The sequence below is a fragment of the Solimonas fluminis genome (assembly GCF_002930645.1).
Lineage (GTDB): Bacteria > Pseudomonadota > Gammaproteobacteria > Nevskiales > Nevskiaceae > Solimonas_A > Solimonas_A fluminis.
In genome coordinates, this window is the sequence record NZ_PSNW01000013.1 from 40389 (window position 1) to 65839 (window position 25451).

Sequence of the window (25451 nt, forward strand, 5' to 3'; positions counted from 1 at the left end):
GACAGGGGGCCTCAGAATGAAACGGCCAGCGAGCCGAAGACGCGGTCGTCCTCGCCGTCGCTGGAGGTGCGGTCCTCGCGCGGGAACGACCAGTCGAACTTCGCGGTGATGCGCTGGTACTGCAGGTCGGCGCCGAAGCCGACGCTGGTCAGGCTCTTCTCGCCGGGAGTTGCCGGGGCGGGATCCACGGCGAAGACCTTGCCGGAGTCGGCGAAGACGCGCGGGGTGATGCGGGCGCCGGCGATCGCCACCGGGAAGTTGACGCCCAGCTGGCCGAAATAGCCGCGATCGCCGCGCACCTCGGAAGCCGGATAGCCGCGGACGCCGTTGGGACCGCCGAGCGAGTACGCGGTGATGTCGGACAGCGGGTCGGGTGAGTAGACGCCGTTGACGTGCAGGTAGAGCTGGAAGCCCTTCACCAGCGGACGCAGGTGCTGCAGGTCCAGTTCCGCGCGCAGCCGCTGGCCGGCGGAGAGCCGCTCGCCCAATGCCAGCGTGGTCAGGTCGGAGCGCTCCAGTTCCTTGAAGTTGCTCGACAGGTTCAGTACCACTTGGCTCACCGCCAGGTTGGCGTGGCTGTAGGAGTAGTCCGCTCCGAGCTCCAGCAGCGAGATCGAGGTTTCGTTGAAGGTGGTGCCGCCGAAATCGGAGTTGGCGATGGTGCGCGAGCCGCCGACGTTGACGCTGAGGCGGCTGTTCGGCGTGATCATCAGGGGATGGCTCACGGTCAGTCGGCCGCTCTGGTTCTTGCCGTCGACCAGCGGAGCATCCTTGACGTCGAACTCCGCGGCGCCGGCGGAGGCCGTCACGCGGGTCCCGCTGAAGTTCACCGGCAGGCTGTAGGCGACATAACCGTAGCGCAGTAGGTTTTCCTCGGAACGCAGCAGCAGCAGCTGCAGCTGGTCTCCCACCTTCAGTGGGTTGTTGATCTGAGCGAAGGCGGAGAAGCGGACTTCGCCGATGCTCTCGCGGCCGAAGTTGTCGACGATCAGCGAGCCGCTGATCGGGTCTTCAACCGTCTTGATCACCAGATCGCTGGTGCCGTAGCGCTCGCCGGGGCGGACGACGGCCTTGGCCTGCAGGCCGGGCAGGGTGTTGAGGTTGCGTACCCGCTCGGACAGCGTGCTGCCCTGGTAGACGGTACCGGTGCGTACCTCGCCGAGATAGTCGGTGATCTGTTCGGTGGTATAGAGCTTGTTGTCCTCGGCCGTGATGCGGGCGATGCGTCCCTCGCTCACCAGCAGGCGCACGGTGCCTTGCTCGATCTTCTGCGGCGGCACGTTGACCGAGGCCAGGGTATAGCCCTTGGACACGTAGAAGTCCGCGACCTTGTCGGCCGCCTCGAAGACCTCCAGCAGCGTCACGGGACGGTCGAGGTAGCCCTTGACCAGTTCCGACAGTTCGGCACCGCTGAACAGGGTGTTGCCGGCGAACTCGAACTGCTTGAGCGTCAGCGTCTTGTTGCTGGCCGCCGCCGGAGGGGCTTCCTGGGTCTGGGTCTGGATGGTGGGCGCCGGCTTGGCCGGCTGCAGCTCGATCGGCTTCTTCAGCGTGTCGCCGACCTGCCCCGGGGTGATCTGCGCCTGGGCGCCGAAGCAGGCCAGCAGGCAGCCCGAAGCCAGAAGGGCGGACCGCGGTCCGATGGTTGATGCGCTCATTATTCCCCCGAAAATGCTGCGGCGGCGCCGCCGTCGATGCGAAATCGACTATAGCCCATGGGGAGGGGGGTTCCAACCACGCAGCAAGGTGGTACGAGGCGCCGGCGTGACGCAGTTCTTTCAATGCCTTGTAGGATTTCCTTCCAACTGTGTCGAGCTTCACAGTCGCCTCGCCGGAACGGTGGCGGCCGGCGGGTCTCGCCAAGGCCGGCGGGCACCGGTATCATGCCGCCACGCATCATCCCCGTCCGCGAGAGACCACCGCCTGCCGGTGGCGCCGAAGGCGCAAATCCGCCCGGAATCGCTCAGGCACCCAGGAGCGGACGGTTTTCAAGCGTACTCTGGAGAGCGTTCGCCCCGCGGCGGACCACCGACGAGGCAGGGACGGCAACGTCCCCGAACTTTCAGGTCCAAGGACAGAGTTGGGGCGGTTCTTGCCGACAAAAACGGATTCACAGGACCGCATGCTGAAGAAGACAGCCCTACACCCCGAACACGTCCGCCTCGGTGCGCGCCTGGTGGATTTCGCCGGCTGGGAAATGCCGATCCAGTACCAGTCCCAGCTCGACGAGCACCATGCCGTGCGCCAGGAAGCCGGCATGTTCGACGTGGCGCACATGGCCGCGGTCGACCTGCACGGCCCCGGGGTCCGCGGATTCCTGCGCCATGTCCTGGCCAACGACGTGGCCCGCCTGACGCTGCCGGGCAAGGCCCTGTATTCCTGCCTTCTGCGCGAGGATGCCGGCATCCTCGACGACCTGATCGCCTACTTCCTGCGGGAAGACAGGTTCCGCCTGGTGGTCAACGCCGGCACGGCCGACAAGGACCTGGCCTGGCTGGAGCGGCATGCCCAGGGCCACGGCGTCGAAGTGCGGCGCCGGGCCGACCTCGGCATCCTGGCCGTGCAGGGCCCCCAGGCCCGTGCCCGGCTGCTGCCGTTGCTGCCGGCCGGCCTGCGTTCCTCGGTCGAGGGCCTGCAGGCCTTCCAGGCCGCCTGGGACGGCGAGGCTTTCGTCGCCCGCACCGGCTACACCGGCGAGGACGGCTTCGAGCTGGTCCTGCCCCATGCCGATCTGGTCGACCTGTGGCGGCGCCTGCTCGAAGCCGGCGTGCGCCCCTGCGGACTCGGTGCCCGCGACACCCTGCGCCTGGAGGCGGGCATGAACCTCTACGGGCAGGACATGGACGAGACCACGCAGCCGCTGGAGTCCGGCCTGGGCTGGACCGTGGCCTGGGAGCCCGCCGGGCGCGATTTCATCGGCCGTGCCGCATTGGAGCCCCTGCGCGGAAAGTCGCCGCGCCAGTTCGTCGGCCTGGTGCTCGAAGGGCGGGGCATTGCCCGAGCCCACATGAAGGTCCGCTTCGCCTCCGGGGCGATCGGCGAGACCACCAGCGGCGGCTTCGCGCCGAGCATGAAGCAATCCATCGCGCTGGCTCGCGTCGAGGCTGGAGCCTCCGGCGCCTGCGAAGTGGAGATCCGCGGACAATGGGTGGCGGCACGCGTGGTGAAGCCGCCTTTCGTCCGCAACGGCAAGATCCTGGTTTGACATCAACGACATTCATCGAGGAAGACGCATGAGCAACATTCCCGCCAACCTGAAGTACGTGAAGACCCACGAGTGGCTGCGTGCCGAGGCCGACGGCAGCATCACGATCGGCATCACCGACTACGCGCAGAACTCCCTGGGCGACCTGGTGTTCGTCGAGGTGCCCAAGCCCGGCCGCAAGGTGGCCGCGGACGAGGCCTGCTCGGTGGTGGAATCGGTCAAGGCGGCTTCCGACGTCTATGCGCCGATCGCCGGTGAAGTGATCGCGGCCAATGACAAGCTCGGCAACGCGCCGGAACTGCTCAATTCCGACCCCTACGGCGAGGGTTGGCTGTTCCGCATCAAGCCGGCCGATGCCGGGGCGCTGGCCGGCCTGCTGGACGCCGCCGGGTACGAGAGCTTCATCAAGACCCTCTAAGCGGAAGCGACATGCCGTTCATACCCCACACCGAGACCGACGTCCGCGAAATGCTGGCCGTCATCGGCGCGCCGAAGATCGAGGCGCTGTTCGACGAGATTCCCGAGAACCTGCGCTGCGGCAGCCTCAGCCAAGTGCCAGAAGGCCTTCCCGAGATGCGCGTGGCGCAGCTGATGCATGCCCGCGCCGCGCAGGACGGTTCGGCGCTGAACTTCATCGGCGCCGGCGCCTACGAACATCACATCCCGGCGGCGGTGTGGGAGATCACCACCCGCGGCGAGTTCTACTCCGCCTATACGCCGTACCAGGCCGAGGCCAGCCAGGGCACGCTGCAGGTGCTCTACGAGTACCAGACCATGATCTGCGGCCTCACCGGCATGCAGGTCAGCAATGCCTCGATGTACGACGGCGCCTCGGCGCTGGGCGAGGCCCTGCTGATGGCGGTGCGCGCCAACAAGGCCAACGGCTCGGGCAAGGTGCTGATGCCGCGCGCCGTGCATCCGTACTACCGCGACGTGGTGGCTTCCACGGCTTCGGCCCAGGGCGTGCAGCAGGTGCTGGTGGACTACGATCCGGCCAGCGGGCAGACGCCGCTGGCGGCGCTCAAGGCCCATGAGGGCAGCGCGCCGACGGCGGTGGTGATCGCGCAGCCGAACTTCTTCGGCACGCTGGAGGACGTGGACGCCATCACCGACTGGGCGCATGCCCAGGGGGCCCTGGTGGTGGCGGTGGTCAACCCGACCTCGCTGGCCGTCCTCAAGGCGCCGGGTTCCTGGGGGGCCAAGGGTGCCGACATCGTCTGCGGCGATGGCCAGCCCCTGGGCGCGCCGCTGGCCTCCGGCGGCCCCTACTTCGGCTTCCTGACGACGAAGATGGAATTCGTGCGCGAGATGCCGGGCCGCATCGTCGGCCGCACCGTGGACCTGGAGGGCAAGCCCGGCTTCACGCTGACGCTGCAGGCGCGCGAGCAGCACATCCGCCGTGCCAAGGCCAAGTCCAACATCTGCACCAACCAGGGCCTGCTCGTCACCGCCGCGACGATCTACATGAGCATCGTCGGCCCGCAGGGGCTGGCCAAGGTGGCATCGGCCTCGCTGGCCAACGCGCGCCAGCTGCTGAAGAAGCTGGCGGCCGTGCCCGGCGTGAGCCCGGCCTTCGCCGGTGCGCATTTCCACGAGGCCGTGATCCGCCTTCCGAAGCCGGCGGCGCCGGTGCTGGCGCAGCTGGCGGGGCAGGGCATCCTCGGCGGCTTCGACCTGTCGCGGCACTACCCGGAGCTGGGCAACGCCGTGCTGGTCTGCGCCACCGAAACCAAGACGACCGAACAACTGCAGCAGTTTGCGGACGCGCTGACCACGGCGCTTGCCTGAACCAAGACTAAAGAACTCAAGGAGAGACATCGCATGGCTACGATCACCCTGAAGGGCAACCCGGTACAGACCAGCGGCGACCTTCCCAAGGTCGGCACCGAGGCCCTGGGTTTCCGCCTGGTCGGCAAGGACCTCAAGGACGTGTCGCTGCACGACTATGTCGGCAAGCGCAAGGTGCTGAACATCTTCCCCTCGGTGGACACTCCGACCTGCGCCATGTCGGTGCGCCAGTTCAACCAGCGCGCCGCCGGCTTGAACAACACGGTGGTGCTGTGCATTTCCGTCGACCTGCCGTTCGCGCAGGGCCGCTTCTGCGGCGCCGAGGGCATCGCCAACGTCGAAATGCTGTCGCTGATGCGCGGCCGCCAGTTCGCCAGGGATTACGGCCTGCTGATCGAGACCGGTCCGCTGGCGGGCCTCACGGCCCGCGCGGTGGTGGTGCTGGACGAGGAAAACCGCGTGCTGCACAGCGAGCTGGTGCCGGAAATCGCCAACGAACCCAACTATGACGCGGCCCTGGCCGTGCTCTGAGCGACACATGAGTGAAAAGCTGATCTTCGAACATTCGCGCCCCGGCCGCGAGGCCGCCGCGCAGAACCCCGGCGGCGACGTCGATCTTGCCGGCATTCCCGAGGCGCTGCGCCGCAAGGACAAGCCGCTGCTGCCGGAGGTTTCCGAGCTGCAGGCGGTGCGCCACTTCACGCGCCTGTCCCAGAAGAACTTCTCGATCGACACGCACTTCTACCCGCTGGGTTCGTGCACGATGAAGTACAACCCCCGGGCCTGCAACACGCTGGCATCGATCCCGGAATTCCTGCAGCGCCACCCGCTGGCGCCGGATTCGCGCAGCCAGGGTTTCCTGGCCTGCATGTACGAGCTGCAGGAAATCCTCGAGGCCGTCACCGGCATGGCGGGTGTTTCGCTGACGCCGATGGCCGGTGCCCAGGGTGAATTCGCGGGCGTGGCGATGATCCAGGCCTACCACCGTGCCCGCGGCGATACGGCCCGCACCGAGATCCTGGTCCCCGACGCGGCCCATGGCACCAATCCGGCGACGGCGGCGATGCTCGGCTGCACCGTGCGAGAGATCAAGACCAACGCCGACGGCGACGTCGACGTCGAGGCGCTGAAGGCGGCCGTAGGCCCGCAGACCGCGGGCATCATGCTGACCAATCCCTCGACTTTCGGCGTGTTCGAGCGCCGCATCAAGGAGATCGCCGGGATCGTCCACGAAGCCGGCGGACTGTTGTACTACGACGGCGCCAACCTCAACGCCATCCTCGGCAAGGTTCGTCCCGGCGACATGGGCTTCGACGTGATCCACATGAACCTGCACAAGACCTTCTCCACGCCTCATGGCGGCGGCGGTCCCGGCGCGGGAGCGGTGGGCGTGTCCGAGCGCCTGAAGCCCTTCCTGCCGATCCCGGTCGTGGGCAAGGACAACGGCCGCTACCGCTGGCTGGACGAGCGTGACCTGCCGCAGACCATCGGCCGGCTGTCGGCCTGGATGGGCAATGCCGGGGTGCTGATGCGCGCCTACATCTATGCGCGCCTGCTGGGCCGCGAGGGCATGCACCGGGTTGCCGAGTTCGCCACGCTCAACGCCAACTACCTGGCGGCGCGCCTGCGCGACAAGGGCTTCGACCTGGCCTTCCCGGATCGCCGCGCCAGCCACGAGTTCATCATCACGCTGAAGAGGCAGAAGCAGCAGATCGATCTCACGGCGACCGACGTGGCCAAGCGCCTGCTGGACTATGGCTACCACGCGCCGACGATCTACTTCCCGCTGCTGGTGCCGGAGTGCCTGCTGATCGAGCCCACCGAGACCGAGGACCGCGAAACCCTGGACGCCTTCGTCGAGACGCTGGCGCGCATCTGGGAAGAGGCCAGGGCCGACATCGCCTACGTCAAGGGTGCGCCCTACACCATGCCGGTGCGCCGCCTCGACGACGTGCGGGCCGCGCGCCAGCTCGACCTGCGCTGGCAGCCGGCGGCCTGAGATGGCCGACGGAATCAAGGGCTGGCCGCGCCTGCTGCGAGCCACCAAGGTGTCGTACTGGGGGTTGGGCTGGGCGATCCGCGAGGAAGAGGCCTTCCGCATCGAGGCCGCGCTCTGCCTGCTGCTGGTGCCGGCCGCCCTGTGGCTGGGGCAGAGCGGCGTGGAACGGGCGATCATGATCATGAGCCTGTTCCTGGTGCTGATCACCGAGCTGCTGAACACCGCGGTGGAGGTCGTCGTCGACCGCATCGGCACCGAGCGGCACCCGCTGTCCGGACGCGCCAAGGATCTAGGCTCCGCGGCGGTCCATCTCTCCCTGGTCCAGGTTCCCGTGGTCTGGGGCCTGGTCTGCTTCGGCTGAACACAGAAGAACCACGACAATGTCTGCCCTGATCTGCGGCTCCTTCGCCTACGACACCATCATGGTGTTCCCCGGCCACTTCAAGAACGAAATCCTGCCGGACAAGGTTCACATCCTGAATGTGTCCTTCCTGGTGCCGCAGATGCGCCGCGAGTTCGGCGGCTGCGCCGGCAACATCGCCTACAACCTCAAGCTGCTGGGCGGCGAGCCGCTGCCGATGGGCACGGTCGGCAACGATTTCGAGCGCTATGCGGCCTGGATGGACCAGAACGGCGTCTGCCGCGACTACGTCAAGCTGGTCCCGGACGCCTATACCGCACAGGCCTACATCACCACCGACCTGGACGACAACCAGATCACGGCCTTCCATCCGGGAGCGATGAACTTCTCGCACACCCAGGACGTGCCCGCCGGCGTGAAGATCGGCACGGTCTCTCCGGACGGACGCGACGGCATGCTGCTGCATGCCCGCCAGTTCGCGGAGGCCGGCATCCCCTTCATCTTCGATCCCGGCCAGGGCCTGCCGATGTTCGGCGGCGAGGAACTGCGTGACTTCATCGCCAAGGCGTCCTATGTCGCCGTCAATGACTACGAGGCCGAGCTGCTGATGGAGCGTACCGGCTGGACGCTGCGCCAGATCGCCGGCCATCTCGATGCCCTGATCGTGACCCGCGGCGGCAAGGGCTCCCACATCATTACGCCGAAGAAGCAGTACGAGATTCCCTGCGCCGAGGCCGGCTCGCTGACCGATCCCACCGGCTGCGGCGACGCTTTCCGTGCCGGCCTGCTGTACGGCCTGCAGAGCGGCAAGGACTGGGAGACCACCGGCCGCATCGCCTCGCTGATGGGCGCCTACAACATCGAGCGCCCGGGAACCCAGAACCACCGCTTCACCCTGGACGAGTTCCGCGAGCGTTTCCGCGAAGAATTCCGCTACGACTTCGCATGATCGAGCTGAAGCTGAAGCCCCGCGAGGACCGGCGCCTGCGCGCCGGGCATCTCTGGGTCTACTCCAACGAGCTGCAGACCGATCCCGCGTTCCGCGGCATCGCGCCCGGCAGCCTGTGCCGCGTCAGCGACGACCGCGGCAAGCCCCTGGGCACCGGCTACGTCAATCCGCACGCCCTGCTGGCGGTGCGCATCCTGGCCGGCAACGCCGAGACGGCGATCGATGCCGACTGGTTCGCCCGGCGCATCGAGGCCGCCCTGGCCCTGCGCCAGCGCCTCTACGACGCGCCGTACTACCGCCTGGTACACGGCGAGTCCGACGGACTGCCGGGCCTGGTGGTGGACCGCTACGGTGACTGGTGCGTGGTCCAGCTCGGCACGGCCGGCATGGAAAACCTCAAGGCGCAGGTCATCGCCGGCCTGCAGTCCGTGCTCCGGCCACGCGGCATCCTGCTGCGCAACGACGGCGGCCTGCGCGAGCTCGAAGGGCTGCCGGCCTACGTGGAAGCGGTCGGCGAGGTGCCGGACGAGGTCGAGCTGCTGGAAAGCGGCGTGCGCTTCCTGGCGCCGCTGCGCGCCGGGCAGAAGACCGGCTGGTTCTACGACCAGCACGACAACCGCGACCGCCTGGCGCGCTACGTCCGCGGCGCCCGGGTGCTCGACGTGTTCTCCTACGTCGGCGGCTGGGCGATCCGCTCCGCCGCCTTCGGGGCCAGCGCCGTGACCTGCATCGACAGCTCCCAGACGGCCCTGGACGCCGCCCGGCGCAGCGCCGCGCTGAACGGATTCGAGATCGAGACCCTCCGCGACGAAGCCCTGGACGCCCTCAAGGCCCTGCGCCGCGACCAGCGCCAGTTCGACGTCGTGGTGGTGGACCCGCCGGCCCTGATCAAGCGCAAGAAGGACTACGAGGCCGGCCTGGAGCACTACGCCGCGCTGAACCGGGCCGCCCTGCACCTGCTGCCGGCGGACGGCATCCTGATTTCCTGTTCCTGCTCGCACCACCTCGAGGCCGAGGCGCTTCAGCGCATCCTGCTGCGCGAGTCGCGTCACGCCGGCCGGCGACTGCAGATCCTGGAGCAGGGCGCCCAGTCCGCGGACCACCCGGTGCACCCGGCGATTCCCGAGACGCGCTATCTCAAGGGCTTCTATTGCCGCGTGCTGGCGGCCTGAGCCAGGATTCAGGGCGGCCTGTGCGGCGGCGCCCCGATCCGCGACAATAGGGCATCACCTCCAGGCTCCCCATGCTCGTCCATCCCAACATCGACCCGATCGCGATCAAGCTCGGCCCCCTGTCCATCCACTGGTACGGCCTGATGTACCTGCTGGGTTTCTGGGGCGCCTGGTACCTCGGCACCATCCGCGCCCGGCAGAAGCACATCAACTGGTCGCGCGACGACGTTTCGGACCTGCTGTTCTACATCGTGATGGGCGTGATCCTGGGCGGCCGCATCGGCTACACCCTGTTCTACAACTTCTCCGGCTTCATCCACGAGCCGCTGGTGATCTTCCGCATGTGGGAAGGCGGCATGTCCTTCCATGGCGGCCTGCTGGGCGTCATCACCGCGTATTTCCTGTTCGCCTGGAAGAAGAAGCTCAACGTCTTCGACATCGCCGACTTCGCCGCGCCGCTGGTGCCGGTAGGCCTGTTCACCGGCCGCATCGGCAACTTCATCAACGGCGAGCTCTGGGGGGCGCCCACGACGCTGCCCTGGGGCATGGTGTTCCGCGGCGCCGGGCCGGAACCGCGCCATCCGTCCATGCTCTACGAGGCCGTGCTGGAGGGCCTGGTGCTCTGCGCCCTGTTGTGGTGGTTCGCGGCCAGGCCGCGGCCGCGCATGGCGGTCTCGGCGCTGTTCCTGGTCGGCTACGGCGTGTTCCGGACCTCGGTCGAGTTCGTGCGCCTGCCGGACGCCCACATCGGTTACCTTTACGGTACCGGCTGGCTGACCATGGGCATGGTGCTGAGCTTCCCCATGATCGCGGCCGGCGCGGTGATGCTGGCGATCGCCTACGGACGGAAGCGCTGAGACCATGAAGCAATACCAGGACCTGATGCGGCATGTGCTGGAACACGGTGCCGAGAAGTCGGACCGAACGGGCACCGGCACGCGCTCGGTGTTCGGCTACCAGATGCGCTTCGACCTGGCGCAGGGCTTCCCCCTGCTGACCACCAAGAAGCTGCACCTGCGCTCGATCCTGCATGAGCTGCTCTGGTTCCTGAAGGGCGAGACCAACATCGCCTACCTCAAGGAAAACGGCGTCTCCATCTGGGACGAGTGGGCCAGCCCCGAGGGCGAGCTGGGGCCGGTCTACGGCAAGCAGTGGCGCGACTGGGTCGCCCCGGACGGGCGCCATATCGACCAGATCAGCGAGGTGATCGCGCAAATCCGCAAGAACCCGGATTCGCGCCGCCTGATCGTCTCCGCCTGGAATGTCGGCGAGCTGGACAAGATGGCGCTGATGCCCTGCCATGCCTTCTTCCAGTTCTATGTCGCCAACGGCCGCCTGTCCTGCCAGCTCTACCAGCGCAGCGCCGACATCTTCCTGGGCGTGCCCTTCAACATCGCGTCCTATGCGCTGCTGCTGCTGATGGTGGCGCAGGTGACGGACCTGGAGCCGGGCGAGTTCGTCTGGACCGGCGGCGACTGCCACCTGTACAGCAACCACCTGGAACAGACCCGCGAGCAGCTTGCCCGTGCGCCGCGCCCGCTGCCGAAGATGACGCTGAACCCGCACGTGAAGGACATCTTCGCCTTCCGCTTCGAGGACTTCGTGCTGTCGGACTACGATCCGCATCCGCACATCAAGGCGCCCGTAGCCGTTTGAGCCGATGATCTCCCTGATCGCGGCGCTGGACGACAACCGCCTGATCGGCCGCGACAACGCGCTGCCCTGGCGCCTGCCCAACGACCTGAAGTTCTTCAAGCGCAGCACGCTGGACAAGATCGTGCTGATGGGGCGCAAGACCTGGGATTCGCTGGGCCGGCCGCTGCCGCAGCGCGAGAACTGGGTGCTGACGCGCGACCGCGCCTTTGCTCCAGCCGGCGCCCGCGTGTTCCATGACGTCGGCGAAGCCTTCGCCGCGGCCGGAGAGCGCGAACTGGTGGTGATCGGTGGTGCCGAACTCTACCGGCAGGCCCTGTCGCGGGTGCAGCGCATGTACCTGACCGAGGTGCATGGGCGTTTCGAGGGGGACGCCTGGTTCCCCGAATTCGATGCCGCCGCCTGGCGCGAGTCCTGGCGCGAGGACCATCCGGCGGATGCGCAGCATGCCTGCGCCTACAGCTTCGTCTGCTACGACAGGCGATGAGGCGCCTGCCCTGGCTGCTGTTGCTGGCCAGTGCCTGGGCCCAGGCGGAGCAGGGAGTTCCGGCCATCCGCGAAATCGCCTTCGAGGGCAATGACACGACCCGGCCGCGCACCATGCTACGCGAGATGGTCGTGACCGTGGGCGATCCGGCCGATCCGGAGAAGGTGGAGCGCAGCCGCCAGGCCGTGCAGGACCTGGGCCTGTTCAAGGAAGTGAGCGTCCGCCAGGAGCCCATCGACGGCGGGGTACGGCTGGTGTTCAGGGTCCGCGAGCGCTGGTACGTCCTGCCCACGCCGCGCGTCGATGCCAAGGCCGGAGGCGAGTACAGCTACGGCGCCCAGGTCGTCTGGAACAACCTCTGGGGCCTGGACCATACCTTGCGCGTGATCTGGGAACGGGAGGACAACAAGGAAGCCGGCGTCGGCCTGCAGACCAACCATGCCTTCAGCTACAGCGCGCCGCAGGTGTTCGACAGCCGCTACGGCGTCGGCGTGTCGGCCAGCGAGATCGTGCGCCCCACCGACCTGCCCGGCGGCGGGGGCACCTACGAGGAGACCCTGCAGTACCTGAGCCTGGGCCTCACCCGCAACCTGTCGGAGGGGCCTCGCAGCCAGGGCTGGAGCATCGGCGCGGGCCTGGGCTGGTTCAATCAGGAGACCACGGGCCCCGGCGCACCCGAGCCGTACGGCTCCGCCACGGCGCCCTTCGCCAGCGTCAACTACCGTGACCTGCGCCTGCGGATCTACAGCGAGGAAGGCGTGGTCTTCCGCAGCTCGCTGCAGGCCTCGGCCAAGGACTGGGCCTCGGACTACGGCTTCGTCAGCTACAACGGCCGCTACGCCCGCTACCTGCATGTCGGACAGGCCGACCACCAGACCCTGCATTTCTTCGCCGAGCTGGGCGCCCGGCTGGACGGACCTCCGGACGAGGACGCCTACTATCTCGGCGGCGACAGCCTGCTGCGCGGCTACGACAAGGAGTTCGTCGAGGGCGACGCGGTCTACCGTGTCGCGGCGGAGTTCGCCCGCCCCCTGCATTGGCGCTGGCTGCGCTGGGTACTGATCGCCGAGGCGGGCAACGTGTTCGAGCGGCCCCAGGATTTCACCCTCGGCCGGGTCTACACCAGCGTCGGCGCCGCCTTGAGGCTGCGCCTGAGCTGGTTCGTCAACGTCGAGGTCGAGGCGGGAGTGGCCATTCCGGTCGGCGATGACGGCGGCGCCCGTTTCTTTGCCGGCGCGGTCTGAACTGCTATAAGACGCGCGTCATTCCACAACTATACGGAGAACTCCATGGCAGACCTCAAGGCCGCCTTCGCCCAGGCCCAGATCGACGTCAAGACCATCACCAAGCGTCCCAGCAACGATGATTTCCTGGCCCTGTACTCGCTGTTCAAGCAGGCCAACGAGGGTGACGTGAAGGGCAGCCGTCCCGGCATGCTCGACATGGTCGGCCGCGCCAAGTACGACGCCTGGGCCAAGCTCAAGGGCACCGGTGCCGACAAGGCCATGCAGCAATACATCGACAAGGTGGCTTCGCTGTTGAAGACGCATAAGTAAAGCCCCGAGCAGCGTGGAGGGGCCCCAACGAAGTTGGGGATCCTAGCGTCGCGAGTGGGCGGGGGGAGTTGACCGCCCCTGCCATCGATACCGCTGGTCCAGAAAACGAAGAGCAGCGTGGAGGGGCCCCAACGAAGTTGGGGATCCTAGCGTCGCGAGTGGGCGGGGGAGTTGACCGCCCCTGCCATCGATACCGCTGGTCCAGAAAACGAAGAGCAGCGTGGAGGGGCCCCAACGAAGTTGGGGATCCTAGCGTCGCGAGTGGGCGGGGGAGTTGACCGCCCCTGCCATCGATACCGCTGGTCCAGAAAACGAAGAGCAGCGTGGAGGGGCCCCAACGAAGTTGGGGATCCTAGCGTCGCGAGTGGGCGGGGGAGTTGACCGCCCCTGCCATCGATACCGCTGGTCCAGAAAACGAAGAGCAGCGTGGAGGGGCCCCAACGAAGTTGGGGATCCTAGCGTCGCGAGTGGGCGGGGGGAGTTGACCGCCCCTGCCATCGATACCGCTGGTCCAGAAAACGAAGAGCAGCGTGGAGGGGCCCCAACGAAGTTGGGGATCCTGGTGTCGCGAGTGGGCGTCGCGAGTTGTCTGTCCTATCCATCGACACACTGGTTCGGAAAACAAGAAAGGCGGCCATTGGCCGCCTTTCTTGTCTCTCTTCCCGCGCGCGGGAGAGAGGCGTCAGAACTGGTACCGCACGAACGCCTGCGCAAAATCGCGATCGCGGTACAGGTTGTTGTCGCCGCCGCCGAAGAACCAGCCGTAGCCCACGGTGAACGACAGCGCCTCCTTGTAGCGCGTCTCCAGGTTGGCCAGGACCTGCTTGCGGCCCTTGACGAAGTTTTCCGCGGGGCCCGGGGCGGTGCCGTTGACGTCGTGCATCCACACGATGAAGGGCTGCAGGCTGATGCCGGGCGCCACGCTCTCGTACTTCACGATGGTGATCAGGCGGTAGCCCCAGGAGAACTTGTCGACGTAGTCGTCCAGGTTCGCCTGGTGCGGGTTGAAGCGCAGGCCGTCGCCGTAGACGTCGCCGGCGTCGACGTCGTAGATGCCGTCGCCGTTGCGGTCGTAGTTGACCGTGCAGCTCGGGTTGGTGGAGCAGGCCTGGCGCGAACCGTCGGCGCCACTGCCGTCGGCGCCGGCGCTGGCGTGGGTGTAGACGCCGGGCGCCTCGATCTGCAGCTGGTCCAGCGGCGGCAGGTCCGGCACCCAGACGGCGCCGAACTCGCCCACCAGCTGGATCTGGTCGGCCGCGAAGGGGTTCTCGGTGGCGCCCAGCACGCGGGTGAAGCCGAGGTTGAACTGCAGGGTGTCGAATTCCTCGTAGCCGCGGATATAGCTGTTCGCCGGGTTCTCGCCGATCACGCCGCCGCGGTAGGGAATGACGAAGCTGGGGAAGGCGCGCGCCGAGCCCGGCACGTGGCCCACCAGCAGGTTGATGGTGTCGCGGTAGACGATGTTGCCATTGGCGTCGGTGAAGTCGCTGCTGCCGTACTCATTGGGTACGAACTGGCCGTTCTGGTTGAAGCCGCTGCCGCCGCGCGAGCCGTAGCAGCCCAGGCTCTGGTCATGGCAGCGCGTCAGCGTCGGGCCCAGCGCGGCGAAGGCCAGGTCGGTGACGGCGACCTGCAGCGGCTGGTCCGGGCGGTAGGCCACCTCGCCCTGAAGCGAGTAGTCGCCGAGGGTGGTATTGAAGCTGAAGCCCAGCATCTTCAGGTTCTCGGGGTACTCGAAGAAGGGCTGCGGCGAGTCCAGCGCGATGGCGTTGGAATGCGGCTGGCCCGGCTGGCCGGTCAGCAGCTCGCTGAGGCCGGCGAGGTTGGCCAGGCCCAGGTCGGCGAGGATGGCCGGATTTGCCAGGCCCAGCAGCAGGGCGTCGCCGGTGAGGCGCAGCGTCGCCCCGAGGTTGGTGGTGACGGGCACGTTCGGGCAGGCCTGCAGGAACGTGCTGGTGTTGGTGGCGTTGATCCCCAGCGGATTGCCCTCGGCACGGGCGCAGGAGGCCGCCGACGACTTGAAGCTGACGTAGGGCAGCTTCGAGTGGTAGTTCATGAAGTAGAAGCCCAGCTCGGTGCCGTTGTTGAGGGTCTCGGCGTAGTACTTGAAGGCGATGCCGAACTGGCCCTGGTCGCTGGCCTCGCGGTCCTTGCCGCGCAGGAAGGTGGTCGTGGTCGGCGTGATCAGCGTCAGCGGGTTGTCGGCATAGCCGAGCTGCTGGCGCGCGGTGGCACCGGCATAGGCGCGGTCGGGGTCGTCCGGCGAGGTGCCGAAGGTGAGGTTGAGGCTGTCGACGGCGTTATTGCTGCCGATGTCGTTGAAGCCGAAGTAGCTGCCGGGCGCCGGGGCTATCACGGGCTTCCACTCGAACTGGTAGTAGGCCTCGACGGTGGCGTTCTCGAACACGTCCATGCTGGCGAACAGCGAGGCGATGGGCGTGAACACTTCCTCCACCTGGTAGCCGACGCGGTAGAGGTTGTTGGCGTCCACCGGCTGGGCCTGGTTGACCGAGCCGATCACCAGCAGGGTGGACTCGCCCCAGTTGACGGTCTGTCGACCGAGCTTGAAGGCCACTTCCTTGTCGCCCCAGATCGGCAGGCGTCCGGAGATGTTGGCGTCGAGCCACTGCAGGTCGCTGCCCACCTGGCGCAGCACCTCGCCGTCGCGTCGCTTGCTGCGTACCGCCTCGCCCTTGCCGTAGACGCGGGTGAAGAACCGGTTGGATTCCGCGCTGCCGGTGGTGGCGACACGCTCCACGTTCTCCGGCGTGATCATGTTGGGGTGGACTTCGGTGAAGTCGTTGTTGACGAAGTCGTAGAACGCGAGCCAGCGGGCGAAGAAGCCGAAGCCGTTCCAGTTCAGCGTCAGGTCCTGGGTGACCTTGGCCACGCCCTGGAACATGTCGCCCTGGTCGTAGTTCAGGTTGCCGTCGTCGTTGCGCATGCTGAACTGGCCCGGGGCATCGGCGAGGTGCTGCGCCGGATAGGTCTGCTCCTTGAACAGGCCCTGGCAGGACTGGTAGCGCCCGCCGCAGAGGTCCGGATCCAGGTTGGCCTTGCCCACCAGGTCCGAGGCGCGGTCCTGCATGCGCCAGGCCGCGCCGGCGGTGATCGCCGTATTGAGCACGCCGGTGACCTGGCCGTCGGCGAAGTCGAAGGTGAGGGCGTGGGCGGGGGCGGCGCAGGCCAGCGCCAGCAGCGCGGCAACGGAGCGGTTCAACCGGCAGCGGCTGTTCTTCATGGGGGTAATCCTCGTCAGTTCTCGCGCCAGGCCCTTCATGGGGTCCGGTCGTCGTTGCCGGTATCTTACGCGATGCCTGCCGTCCAAAAGAAAAGCCCGCCGTGAGGCGGGCTTTTGTACTGAACCGTGAGTCGGATGGCAGCCTGTCAGGCGCTCCAATCCGCCGACTCGCTACGCCAGGATCCCCATGCTTCCGCATGGGGGCCCTCCACGCTGCTCGGGGCGTTAGAACTGGTAGCGCACGAAGGCCTGGGCGAAATCGCGGTCGCTGTACAGGTTGTTGTCGCCGCCGCCGAAGAACCAGCCGTAGCCCACGGTGAAGGAGATGGCTTCCTTGTAGCGGGTTTCCAGGTTGGCCAGCACCGACTTGCGGCCCTTGACGAAGTTTTCCGCCGGGCCCGGGCCAGTGCCGTTCACGTCGTGGCTCCAGATGATGAAGGGCTGCAGGCTGATGCCCGGCGCGACGCTTTCGTACTTGATGATGCTGATGATGCGATACCCCCAGGAGAACTTGTCGACGAAGTCGTCCAGGTCGGCCTGGTGCGGGTTGAAGCGCAGGCCGTCCGGACCGTAGCTGCAGGTCGGGTTGGTCGAGCAGGCCTGCTGCTGGCCGCCCACCGGCACCCAGGGGTTGGTCTGGGCGTTGTGGGGCAGGGACGGGTCCTTCAGCACGAAGCCGGAGCCGTCGGCGCCGGCGGTGGCGCTGGTGAAGACGCCGGGGGCTTCGATCTGCAGCTGGTCCAGGGCCGGCAGGTCGGGAATCCAGACCGCGCCGAATTCGCCCACCAGCTGCACCTGGTCGGCGCCGATCGGGTTGTCGGTGGCGCCCAGCACCTGTGTGAAGCCCAGGTTGAACTGGAAGGTGTCGAATTCTTCGTAGCCGCGGATGTAGCTGTTCGGCGCGTTCTCGCCGACCACGCCGCCGCGGTAGGGGATCACGAAGTTGGGGAAGGCGCGGGCCGAGCCCGGGCCGTGGCCCAGCAGGATGTTGACGGTGTCGTGGTAGGGGTTGTTGCCGTTCTGGTCGAGGAAGTCGCTGGGGTTGTAGTGGATTTGATCGCCGTTCTCGTCATAGCCCTGGCCGCCCGCGGTGGAGCCGGCGCAGTTCAGGTTCGGGTCGTGGCAGCGCGTCAGCGTCGGGCCGGCGGCGGCCAGCGACAGGTCGGCGATGGCGACCTGCAGCGGCTGGTCGGGGCGGTAGGCCACCTCACCCTGGATCGAGTAGTCGCCCACGGTGGTGTTGAAGCTGATGCCGTACATCTTCAGGTCTTCGGGGTACTCGAAGAAGATGCGGGCGGTATCCAGCGCCACGGCCGAGCGGCTGGTGCCGGTGGCATTGGGGTCGCCGCCGAGCAGGAAGGTCGGCAGGGCGCGCAGCAGGTCGACGAGGCCGCCGACCGGGTTCTGCGTCAGGCCCAGGTCGTTGAGGATGCCCGGCCTCGCGAACAGGGGCAGCGCATCGTTGAGCAGCTGGGTAGCCGGCGACTCCGGGTCGACGATGGCCAGGCCATTGGTGAAGACCGGGTTGTCCGCGCAGGCCTCGATGTACTGCAGGGTGTTGGTGACGTCGATGCCGCGGGCATTGCCCTCGCGGCGCGCGCAGGAGGCGTCGGTGGACATGAAGCTGACATAGGGCAGCTTCGAGTGGTAGTTCATGAAGTAGAAGCCGAACTCCGTACCGGCGTTGAAGTTCTCGGCGTAGTACTTGAAGGCGACGCCGTACTGGCCGCTGTCGCGGGCTTCCTTGTCCTTGTTGCGCAGCACCGTGGCGGAGGTCGGCGTCACCAGCGTCAGCGGGTTGTCGAGGTAGCCGGTCTGCGTCGCGGCGCTGTCGCCGCGATAGGCGCGGTCCGGGTCCTCGGCGGAGCCGCCGAAGCTCAGGTTGGCGTTCATCACGGCGTTGTTGGTGCCGATGTCGGCGAAGCCGAAGTAGCTGCCCGGCGCGGGCGCCTCCACCGGCTGCCATTCGAGCTGGTAGTAGGCCTCGAGCGTGGCGTTCTCGAACAGGTCCATGCTGGCGAATACCGAGGCGATCGGCGTGAACACCTCTTCCACCTGGAAGCCGACGCGGTAGAGGTTGTTGGCATTGACCGGCTGGGCCTGGTTGATCGAGCCGATCACCAGCAGCGTGGATTCACCCCAGTTGATGGTCTGGCGGCCGATCTTGAAGCTGATCTCCTTGTCGCCCCAGACCGGCAGGCGGCCGTAGATGTTGGCGTCCAGCCACTGCAGGTCGGTGCCGATCTGGCGCAGCGCTTCGCCGTCGTTGCGCTTGTTGCGCACCACGCCGCCGGGGCCGTAGACCCGCTTGTTGGCGAAGTAGCGGTTGGAGATCTCGTCGTCGCCCGCGTAACCGACCTCCGCGACGTTCTCCCTGGTGATGCGGTTCGGGTGGTACTCGGTGAAATCGTTGTTGACGAAGTCGTAGAACGCCAGCCAGCGGGCGAAGAAGCCGAACTCGCCCCAGGTCAGGTTGATGTCCTGCGTGACCTTGGCCACGCCCTGGACGATGTCGCCCTTGTCGTAGTTCAGGTTGCCGTCGTCGTTGCGCATGCTGTACTGGCCGGGCGCGTTGGCCAGGCGCTGCGACGGGTAGAGCTGGTCGCGGAACAGCGACTGGCATTGCTGGTACTGCTTGTTGCAGAGATCCGGGTCCAGGTTCGACTTGCCCACCAGGTCGTCGCTGCGATCCTGCATGCGCCAGGCGCCGCCGACGGTGATGGCGGTGTTGAGGACACCTTCCACCTGGCCGTCGAACAGGCTCAGGTTGAGGGCCAAGGTCGGGGTGGCGGCCAGCAGGCCGGACAAGGCAAGGGCGGGCAATGCCGCGCGCCGCAGGGGGGCTGACGCCATTCGAATCTCCTCATCAAAGATAACCGCGCGGGGCCTGATTGATGAATGCCGCTTATGAAGTGCGGCGACGCTGGCCCCTGATGGGGCGGATTCTAGCCAGTTTTTAGGCGCTTAACAGATATTTCTTAGGCTGTCGCCGCCTGCGGCCCGGCGCCCGCCCAGTCCCGTGCGAATTGCCGGGCCACGCGGCCCGAACGCGAGGCGCGGTTCAGTGCCCAGCGCAGGGCGGCCTTCTCGGTTTCCTCGTCCCAGGCCGCATGGCCGAGGTTGCCCAGGTGCAGGCGCACCAGGTCCAAGTACTGGTCCTGGTTGAAGGGCAGGAAGGACAGCCATAGTCCGAAGCGCTCCGACAGGGCGATCTTCTCCTCGGTGGACTCGCCGGGGTGCAACTCGTCGTCCACCCAGTGGTACTCCTGGTTGTCGCGGCGCGACTCCGGCATCAGGTGGCGGCGGTTGCTGGTGGCGTAGATCAGCACGTTCTCGGGGGCTTCTTCCACGCCGCCGTCCAGGGCGGTCTTCAGGGCCGTCAGGGCCGGGTCGCTGGCGGCCACCGAGAAATCGTCCACGTAGAGGACATAGCGCTCGCGGTGGTCGCGCAGCGGCGCCACGATCTCCGGCAGGTCGACCAGGTCGTGAGGGGGGACCTCCACCAGGCGCAGGCCCTCGCCGGCGTAGGCCGTCAGCATGGCCTTGACCATGGAGGACTTGCCGGTGCCGCGGGCGCCGGTGAGCAGGGCGTGGTTGGCCGGCAGGCCGCGCACGAAGCGCTCGGTGTTGCGCATCAGCAGCTGTTTCTGCCGGTCCACCGCCAGGAGCTGGTCCGGCGGCAGCTGCTGCACGAACTCCAGTGGCTGCAGGGCGCCATGGCGCCAGCGATAGGCCAGGGCGGGGGGCAGGGGGGCGGAGGTCGGGCTCATGGGATTCCGTTGAAGCGGCGGGTTGTCTGCGGATAGTAGGGAAAAACAAGGCCCGCCGAAGCGGGCCCAGTCCTTTCCACGACTATCTACCATCCGTCAGCCGTCATCCATCTCGGCCAGGCCAGCTTCCATCTCGCTCAGGCCAGTTTCTTGTGGCGCGCGCGGCGGTTGACGCCCGGCTCCGAGCCGGTGCGGCGGCGGAAGTCGTCCTCGTACTCGCGGTAGTTGCCCTCGTGCCACACCACCTCCCCCGAGTCCTCGAAGGCCAGGATATGGGTGGCCACGCGGTCCAGGAACCAGCGGTCATGCGAGATCACCATGGCGCAACCCGGGAAGTCGAGCAGCGCCTCCTCCAGCGCACGCAGGGTTTCCACGTCGAGGTCGTTGGTGGGTTCGTCCAGCAGCAGCACGTTGCCACCCTGCAGCAGCATCTTGGCCAGGTGCAGGCGGTTGCGTTCGCCGCCCGACAGCTCCTTGACGCGCTTCTGCTGCGACTCGCCCTTGAAGTTGAAGCGGCCGATGTAGGCGCGCGAGGGCATCTCGAAGTTGCCGACGCGCAGGATGTCCTGGCCGCCGGAGATCTCCTTGAACACGGTGTTGTCGCCGTTCAGGTCGTCGCGGCTCTGGTCGACATAGGCGAACTGCACGGTTTCGCCGATCTTCACCGAACCCTGGTAATCCTTGTCCTGGCCGGTAAGGATGCGGAACAGCGTGGTCTTGCCCATGCCGTTGGCACCGATGATGCCGACGATGGCGCCGCGCGGCACGTTGAAGTTGACGCCTTCGTACAGCGTGCGATCGCCGAACTTCTTGCCCAGGTTACTGACCTCAACCACCACGTCGCCCAGGCGCGGGCCCGGCGGGATGTAGAGCTCCTTGGTCTCGCTGCGCTTCTGGTATTCCTGCGACGCCAGTTCCTCGAAGGCCTTGATGCGCGCCTTGCTCTTGGCCTGGCGGCCCTTGGGGTTCTTGCGCACCCACTCCAGCTCTTCCTTCATCGCCTTGGAGCGGGCGTCTTCCTGCTTCTGCTCGGTTTCCAGGCGCTTGTCCTTCTGCTCCAGCCAGGACGAGTAGTTGCCCTGCCAGGGGATACCGTGGCCGCGGTCCAGTTCCAGGATCCAGCCGGCGACGTTGTCCAGGAAGTAGCGGTCATGCGTGACCGCGATGATGGTGCCCGGGAAGTCCTTCAGGAACTTCTCCAGCCAGGCCACCGACTCGGCGTCGAGGTGGTTGGTGGGCTCGTCCAGCAGGATCATGTCCGGCTTGGACAGCAGCAGGCGGCACAGGGCCACGCGGCGGCGTTCGCCGCCGGAGAGCTTGGTGACGTCGGCGTCCCAGGGCGGCAGGTTCAGGGCCTCGGCGGCCTTGTCCAGGATCACGTCGATGTTCTCGGCGTCGGCGGCGGCGATCTGCGCCTCCAGCTCGGCCTGGCGGGCGGCCAGCTTGTCGAAGTCCGCGCCTTCCTCGGCGTAGGCGGCGTAGACCGCCTCCAGGTCCGACTTGAGCTTGAGCAATTCGCCCAGCGCTTCCTCGACGTTGCCGCGGACGTTCTTGGTCGGGTCCAGCTTGGGCTCCTGCGGCAGGTAGCCGACCTTGAGCCCCGGCATCGGCCGGGCTTCGCCGACGATGTCCTTGTCGATGCCAGCCATGATCTTCAGCAGCGTGGACTTGCCGGCGCCGTTGTAGCCCAGCACGCCGATCTTGGCTCCCGGGAAGAAGGACAGGGAGATGTCGCGAAGGATTTCCTTCTTGGGCGGCACGATCTTGCCGACCCGGTTCATGGTGTAGACGTACTGGGACATGGTGGGGTGTTCGCTGGAAAGGCCGTGATTCTACCCGGTCCGCCGGGCAGATGGCCTTTTCCCCGGCGGCGGGTCAATATCGGGCGGGTCAGCCCCCCTGGAGCCGGAAAATCGCATGGTGATGAAGCAGAAAACCCTTTTCGACGCCTTCGCCTACCGGGCGCGCGTCGTCAAGCAGGGCGACATCGCCATGATCGTCCTCGATGGCGGCGGGGCGCTGATCGTCGCCATGGACGAGTACATCGTGGCCCACAAATGGGCCCAGTCGAAGCTCAGCTCCGGCAACATGGTGACCGACCGGGGGCGTTTCCTGGACCAGTTCAGCCATATGGTGGCGCGGCCGGGCAGCTTTCTGGGCACCAAGGGCAACGACCGCCAGCTGTACAAGCTGGTGAAGGCCATGCGCGGCGCCGGCCACGGCATGGACGACTGGATGCTGCCGCCGGAACTGAAGGCCGCCAAGCTGGCGAATCCCGACGACATCGCCAAGCCCAAGGGCAAGGATGCCCCCGAGGCCTCCGCGGACGGACAGGGCGAACAGGACGGGAAGGCCTGACCGTGCTCCCGGGGACGTCCGCCGGGGCGGCCCCGGGCACCGACTACCTCTCGCTGTTCGCCGAGCTGCTGGAGGATTTCGCCAGCCTCGACATCGAGCTGTCCATGGTGCGGCGGGCCCTGGGGCGGATCGCCGAGGCGATGAACGCCGAGTCTGCCTCGCTGTTCCTGCTGGAGGGTGACCACGACGATCCCCGGGCCCGGCTGGTGTGCCAGGCCTGCGTCGGACCCAGCGACATCACGGGCCTGTCGCTGCCCGTCGGCACCGGCATCGTCGGCCGCGCCGTGCTGCGGGACGAGCCGCAGCTGGTGGCGGATACGCGCCAGGACCCGGATTTCGTGGCGCCCTCGGTGCAGATGGACTACCAGATCCGTTCGCTGATCTGCGCCCCGCTGAGCGTCAAGGGGCAGCGCCTCGGGGCGGTGGAGGTGGTCAACCGGCGCGACTGCGACAACCTGTTCTCCGAGCGCGACTGCGAGGCGCTGGCGACCCTGGCCAATGCCGCGGCGCTGGCCCTGGTGAATGCACGCCTGATGCAGCAGCAGGTGGAGCAGGCCCGCACCCGGCGCGAGCTGGAACTGGCCGCCAGCGTGCAGCGTGCCCTGCTGCCGCGCGACGGTACCGCCAGCGACTGGGTGCGGGGCGTGAACCTGCCGGCCCGCGGCGTCTCCGGCGATTTCTACGACGTGCTGCCGCTGCCCGGCGGCAGCATCGCCTTTGCCCTGGCCGATGTCTCCGGCAAGGGCATGAATGCCGCCCTGGTGGCGGTCAAGGCGGCCACGCTGTTCCGCAGCGAGGCGCGGCAGATGCGCAAGCCCGGCAAGCTGCTGGCCCGCATCGGCAGCGAGCTGGCGGAAACCATGGCGCGGGGCATGTTCGTGACCATGGTCGTGGGCATCTACGATCCCCGGACCTACACGGTGCGCTTCGCCAACGCCGGGCACGAGCCGCCGGTCTGGCGGGATCGGCAGGGCCAGTACCACTCCTTTGCGGCGGAAGAGCCGCCGCTGGGCATCGTCGCTCCGGAGAACGGCGTCTATCCGGAAACGCTGCTGCGCCTGGACGGCGGCAGCCTCTATCTCTACACCGACGGCTGCACCGAAAGCCGCGACGAGCACGGCGCCATGCGCGGCGCCGAAGGCATCCAGGCCCTGATCGGGCGCTATGCCAGCCTGCCGTTGGCCGAGCGGGTCCAGGCCCTGGCCGATTCCCTGGCGCCGGACGGCGCCGACCTGCGCGACGACATCACCTTGCTGGTGGTCGAAGGGCGTGCGCCGCGGCGGGCCCGCCGCGACCTGCTGCTGCGCCAGTCCTTCCCGGCCGAGGCGACCCAGCTCAAGGTGATCCGTCACCTGGTGGCGGATATCGCCGGCAGGGCGGGCATGGCGGCCGAAGCAGCCCAGGAGCTGGTCCTGGCGGTGGACGAGGCCTGCCAGAACATCATCCGGCACGGCTATCGCGGGCACGCCGGCGGCCGGATCGACCTCAGCATGCGCCGCGTGGCCGGGCGCCTGACGGTGGAACTGGTGGACTTCGCGCCGCCGGTCAAACAGGATGAATGCAAGGGACGGCCGCTGGAAGATCTGCGGCCCGGCGGGCTGGGGACCTTCTTCATGTCGGCCCTGACCGACAGCATGAGGTACCTGCGGCCGCCGCGCGGCGCGGGCAACCGCCTGGCGCTGAGCAAGCGCCTGGCCGGCAAGCGGGAGGGAGCAGGGGAATGAATTTCCGCATCAGCGAGGACGGCGGTGCCGCCACGGTATTCCTGACCGGCGACATCGACCTGGAGACCTCGCCGCTGGCGCGCCAGACGCTGCTGGCGGCGGTGGACAAGGGAATGCCCGTGGTGGTGGACATGGGCGGGGTCGGCTACATGGACTCCTCCGGCATCGCCAGCCTGGTGGAGGCTTTCCAGAAGGCGAAATCGGCGGGCCACGAGTTTTCCCTGGTGCGCGTGGGCGGCACGGTGCAGAAGGTGCTGGCCCTGGCGCGCCTCGACAAGGTTTTCCGCATCCTCTGAGGCGCCGTTCGCGCCGCCGGGTTGCTTCCACCCGCTGCCAGCCGCGACACTTCCGGAATCGCGGAAACCGGTGACCTGATGCGCAACGCAGCGGAGACGATCGGGCGCAACACGCTGGCCGGCATCGCCGAGCTGGGGCTGGCCGCCGTGCTGCTGCTGGAGAGCCTGGGCTGGATACTGGCCGGCGGCCGGCGGCGCCAGCCGGTGCGCCTTTCCGCGGTACTGGCGCAGTGCATGGACATCGGCCTGCGGGCGCTGCCGATCGTCACCGTGCTGAGCTTCGCCATCGGCGCCATGGTGGCGATCCAGGGCATCCATACCCTCAGCATCTTCGGTGCCGAAAGCCAGGTCACGCTGGGCATCGCGCTGTCGGTCACCCGCGAATTCGCCCCGTTGATCACCGGCATCCTGGTGGCGGGCCGCTCCGGCTCGGCGCTGGCGGCGCGCCTGGGTACCATGAAGATCAACGAGGAGATCAGCGCGTTGACCGTGATCGGCATCAACCCGGTGCGCTACCTCGTCGCTCCCTCCCTGCTGGCGATGGTGATGATGGTGCCGCTGCTCACCTGGTATGCCGACTTGGTCGCGCTGCTCGGTGCCGGCATCTACGTCTCGCTGGAGCTGGGCATCTCCTTCACCGCCTACCTCGGCGAACTGCGCCTGTACCTCGACAACCACGACATCCTGCACGGCATCGGCAAGAGCGTGCTGTTCGGCATGCTGATCACGCTGGTCGGGGTGGTGAACGGCCTGGGTGTCACCGGCGGTGCCGAGGGCGTGGGGCGCATGACCACGCGCTCGGTGGTGCACGCGATCTCGGCCATCGTGATCACGGACATGGTCTTCACCTTCGTGATGACACGATAAAGGTGAAGACCATGATTATCAGCAC

At 67.4% G+C, this 25451-nt stretch carries 22 protein-coding genes and 1 riboswitch; of the genes, 17 read left to right on the top strand and 5 right to left on the bottom strand.

All coding sequences use genetic code 11. The features are described 5' to 3' along the window. Positions 1 to 11 precede the first annotated feature (11 nt). Complete coding sequence (locus C3942_RS18690) at positions 12 to 1658, bottom strand: ShlB/FhaC/HecB family hemolysin secretion/activation protein (RefSeq protein WP_104231894.1); 1647 nt, start codon at positions 1656 to 1658, stop codon at positions 12 to 14. A gap of 239 nt (positions 1659 to 1897) precedes the next feature. Continuing rightward, positions 1898 to 1990: riboswitch (glycine riboswitch) on the top strand. A 132-nt stretch (positions 1991 to 2122) separates the two neighbouring features. On the opposite strand from C3942_RS18690, the gene gcvT reads away from it, so the two are divergent. The 13 genes from gcvT (at position 2123) to C3942_RS18755 (ending at position 13170) form a co-directional block, all read left to right on the top strand. Continuing rightward, positions 2123 to 3205 carry a glycine cleavage system aminomethyltransferase GcvT gene (gcvT, locus tag C3942_RS18695; protein ID WP_104231895.1) on the top strand — a complete coding sequence of 361 codons (1083 nt, stop codon included), beginning with the start codon at positions 2123 to 2125 and terminating at the stop codon, positions 3203 to 3205. Positions 3206 to 3233: 28 nt separating this feature from the next. Beyond that, positions 3234 to 3623: a glycine cleavage system protein GcvH gene (gene gcvH, locus C3942_RS18700; protein ID WP_104231896.1), complete on the top strand. Its 390-nt coding sequence runs from the start codon at positions 3234 to 3236 to the stop codon at positions 3621 to 3623. An 11-nt stretch (positions 3624 to 3634) separates the two neighbouring features. Then, positions 3635 to 4993 carry an aminomethyl-transferring glycine dehydrogenase subunit GcvPA gene (gcvPA, locus tag C3942_RS18705; protein ID WP_104231897.1) on the top strand — a complete coding sequence of 453 codons (1359 nt, stop codon included), beginning with the start codon at positions 3635 to 3637 and terminating at the stop codon, positions 4991 to 4993. Between the two features lie 33 nt (positions 4994 to 5026). Beyond that, positions 5027 to 5524, top strand: coding sequence for a thiol peroxidase (gene tpx / locus C3942_RS18710; RefSeq protein ID WP_104231898.1), 498 nt, complete (start codon positions 5027 to 5029; stop codon positions 5522 to 5524). A gap of 7 nt (positions 5525 to 5531) precedes the next feature. Then, positions 5532 to 6992: an aminomethyl-transferring glycine dehydrogenase subunit GcvPB gene (gene gcvPB, locus C3942_RS18715; protein ID WP_104231899.1), complete on the top strand. Its 1461-nt coding sequence runs from the start codon at positions 5532 to 5534 to the stop codon at positions 6990 to 6992. Position 6993: 1 nt separating this feature from the next. After that, on the top strand, positions 6994 to 7353 hold the full coding sequence (locus C3942_RS18720) for a diacylglycerol kinase (RefSeq protein ID WP_104231900.1): 360 nt from the start codon (positions 6994 to 6996) through the stop codon (positions 7351 to 7353). Positions 7354 to 7372: 19 nt separating this feature from the next. Further along, entirely contained in the window at positions 7373 to 8302 is a 930-nt protein-coding gene (locus C3942_RS18725; protein WP_104231901.1) for a carbohydrate kinase family protein, read from the top strand. After that, on the top strand, positions 8299 to 9474 hold the full coding sequence (locus C3942_RS18730) for a class I SAM-dependent rRNA methyltransferase (RefSeq protein WP_104231902.1): 1176 nt from the start codon (positions 8299 to 8301) through the stop codon (positions 9472 to 9474). Before C3942_RS18725 ends, C3942_RS18730 begins: the two co-directional genes overlap by 4 nt. Before the next feature lie 71 nt (positions 9475 to 9545). Next, positions 9546 to 10331 carry a prolipoprotein diacylglyceryl transferase gene (gene lgt, locus C3942_RS18735; RefSeq protein WP_104231903.1) on the top strand — a complete coding sequence of 262 codons (786 nt, stop codon included), beginning with the start codon at positions 9546 to 9548 and terminating at the stop codon, positions 10329 to 10331. 4 nt (positions 10332 to 10335) lie between these two features. Beyond that, positions 10336 to 11130, top strand: coding sequence for a thymidylate synthase (locus C3942_RS18740; RefSeq protein WP_104231904.1), 795 nt, complete (start codon positions 10336 to 10338; stop codon positions 11128 to 11130). Positions 11131 to 11134: 4 nt separating this feature from the next. Continuing rightward, on the top strand, positions 11135 to 11614 hold the full coding sequence (locus C3942_RS18745) for a dihydrofolate reductase (protein ID WP_104231905.1): 480 nt from the start codon (positions 11135 to 11137) through the stop codon (positions 11612 to 11614). Continuing rightward, entirely contained in the window at positions 11611 to 12858 is a 1248-nt protein-coding gene (locus C3942_RS18750) for a POTRA domain-containing protein (protein WP_104231906.1), read from the top strand. The genes C3942_RS18745 and C3942_RS18750 overlap by 4 nt, the downstream gene beginning before the upstream one ends. 45 nt (positions 12859 to 12903) lie before the next feature. Continuing rightward, a complete protein-coding gene (locus tag C3942_RS18755; protein WP_104231907.1) occupies positions 12904 to 13170 on the top strand; it encodes an acyl-CoA-binding protein in 267 nt (88 codons plus the stop codon). A gap of 682 nt (positions 13171 to 13852) precedes the next feature. Here C3942_RS18755 and C3942_RS18760 read toward each other — a convergent pair. The 4 genes from C3942_RS18760 to ettA all read right to left on the bottom strand — a co-directional run bounded on the left by C3942_RS18760 (position 13853) and on the right by ettA (position 21983). Then, on the bottom strand, positions 13853 to 16411 hold the full coding sequence (locus tag C3942_RS18760; protein WP_104231908.1) for a DUF1302 domain-containing protein: 2559 nt from the start codon (positions 16409 to 16411) through the stop codon (positions 13853 to 13855). Between the two features lie 225 nt (positions 16412 to 16636). Further along, positions 16637 to 19264: a DUF1302 domain-containing protein gene (locus tag C3942_RS18765; RefSeq protein WP_104231909.1), complete on the bottom strand. Its 2628-nt coding sequence runs from the start codon at positions 19262 to 19264 to the stop codon at positions 16637 to 16639. 125 nt (positions 19265 to 19389) lie between these two features. After that, positions 19390 to 20181, bottom strand: coding sequence for an ATP-binding protein (locus tag C3942_RS18770; RefSeq protein ID WP_243393668.1), 792 nt, complete (start codon positions 20179 to 20181; stop codon positions 19390 to 19392). Between the two features lie 137 nt (positions 20182 to 20318). Next, positions 20319 to 21983: an energy-dependent translational throttle protein EttA gene (ettA, locus tag C3942_RS18775; protein WP_104231910.1), complete on the bottom strand. Its 1665-nt coding sequence runs from the start codon at positions 21981 to 21983 to the stop codon at positions 20319 to 20321. Positions 21984 to 22104: 121 nt separating this feature from the next. Between ettA and C3942_RS18780 the strand changes: the two genes are divergently transcribed. The 4 genes from C3942_RS18780 (at position 22105) to C3942_RS18795 (ending at position 25426) form a co-directional block, all read left to right on the top strand. Then, positions 22105 to 22539 carry a hypothetical protein gene (locus tag C3942_RS18780; RefSeq protein WP_133164363.1) on the top strand — a complete coding sequence of 145 codons (435 nt, stop codon included), beginning with the start codon at positions 22105 to 22107 and terminating at the stop codon, positions 22537 to 22539. Positions 22540 to 22541: 2 nt separating this feature from the next. Continuing rightward, positions 22542 to 24263: an ATP-binding SpoIIE family protein phosphatase gene (locus tag C3942_RS18785; protein WP_207766145.1), complete on the top strand. Its 1722-nt coding sequence runs from the start codon at positions 22542 to 22544 to the stop codon at positions 24261 to 24263. Continuing rightward, entirely contained in the window at positions 24260 to 24559 is a 300-nt protein-coding gene (locus C3942_RS18790) for an STAS domain-containing protein (protein WP_104231912.1), read from the top strand. Before C3942_RS18785 ends, C3942_RS18790 begins: the two co-directional genes overlap by 4 nt. A gap of 78 nt (positions 24560 to 24637) precedes the next feature. Beyond that, positions 24638 to 25426, top strand: a complete 789-nt coding sequence (locus tag C3942_RS18795) for an MlaE family ABC transporter permease (RefSeq protein WP_104231913.1) — start codon at positions 24638 to 24640, stop codon at positions 25424 to 25426. The last annotated feature ends 25 nt before the right edge of the window (positions 25427 to 25451 follow it).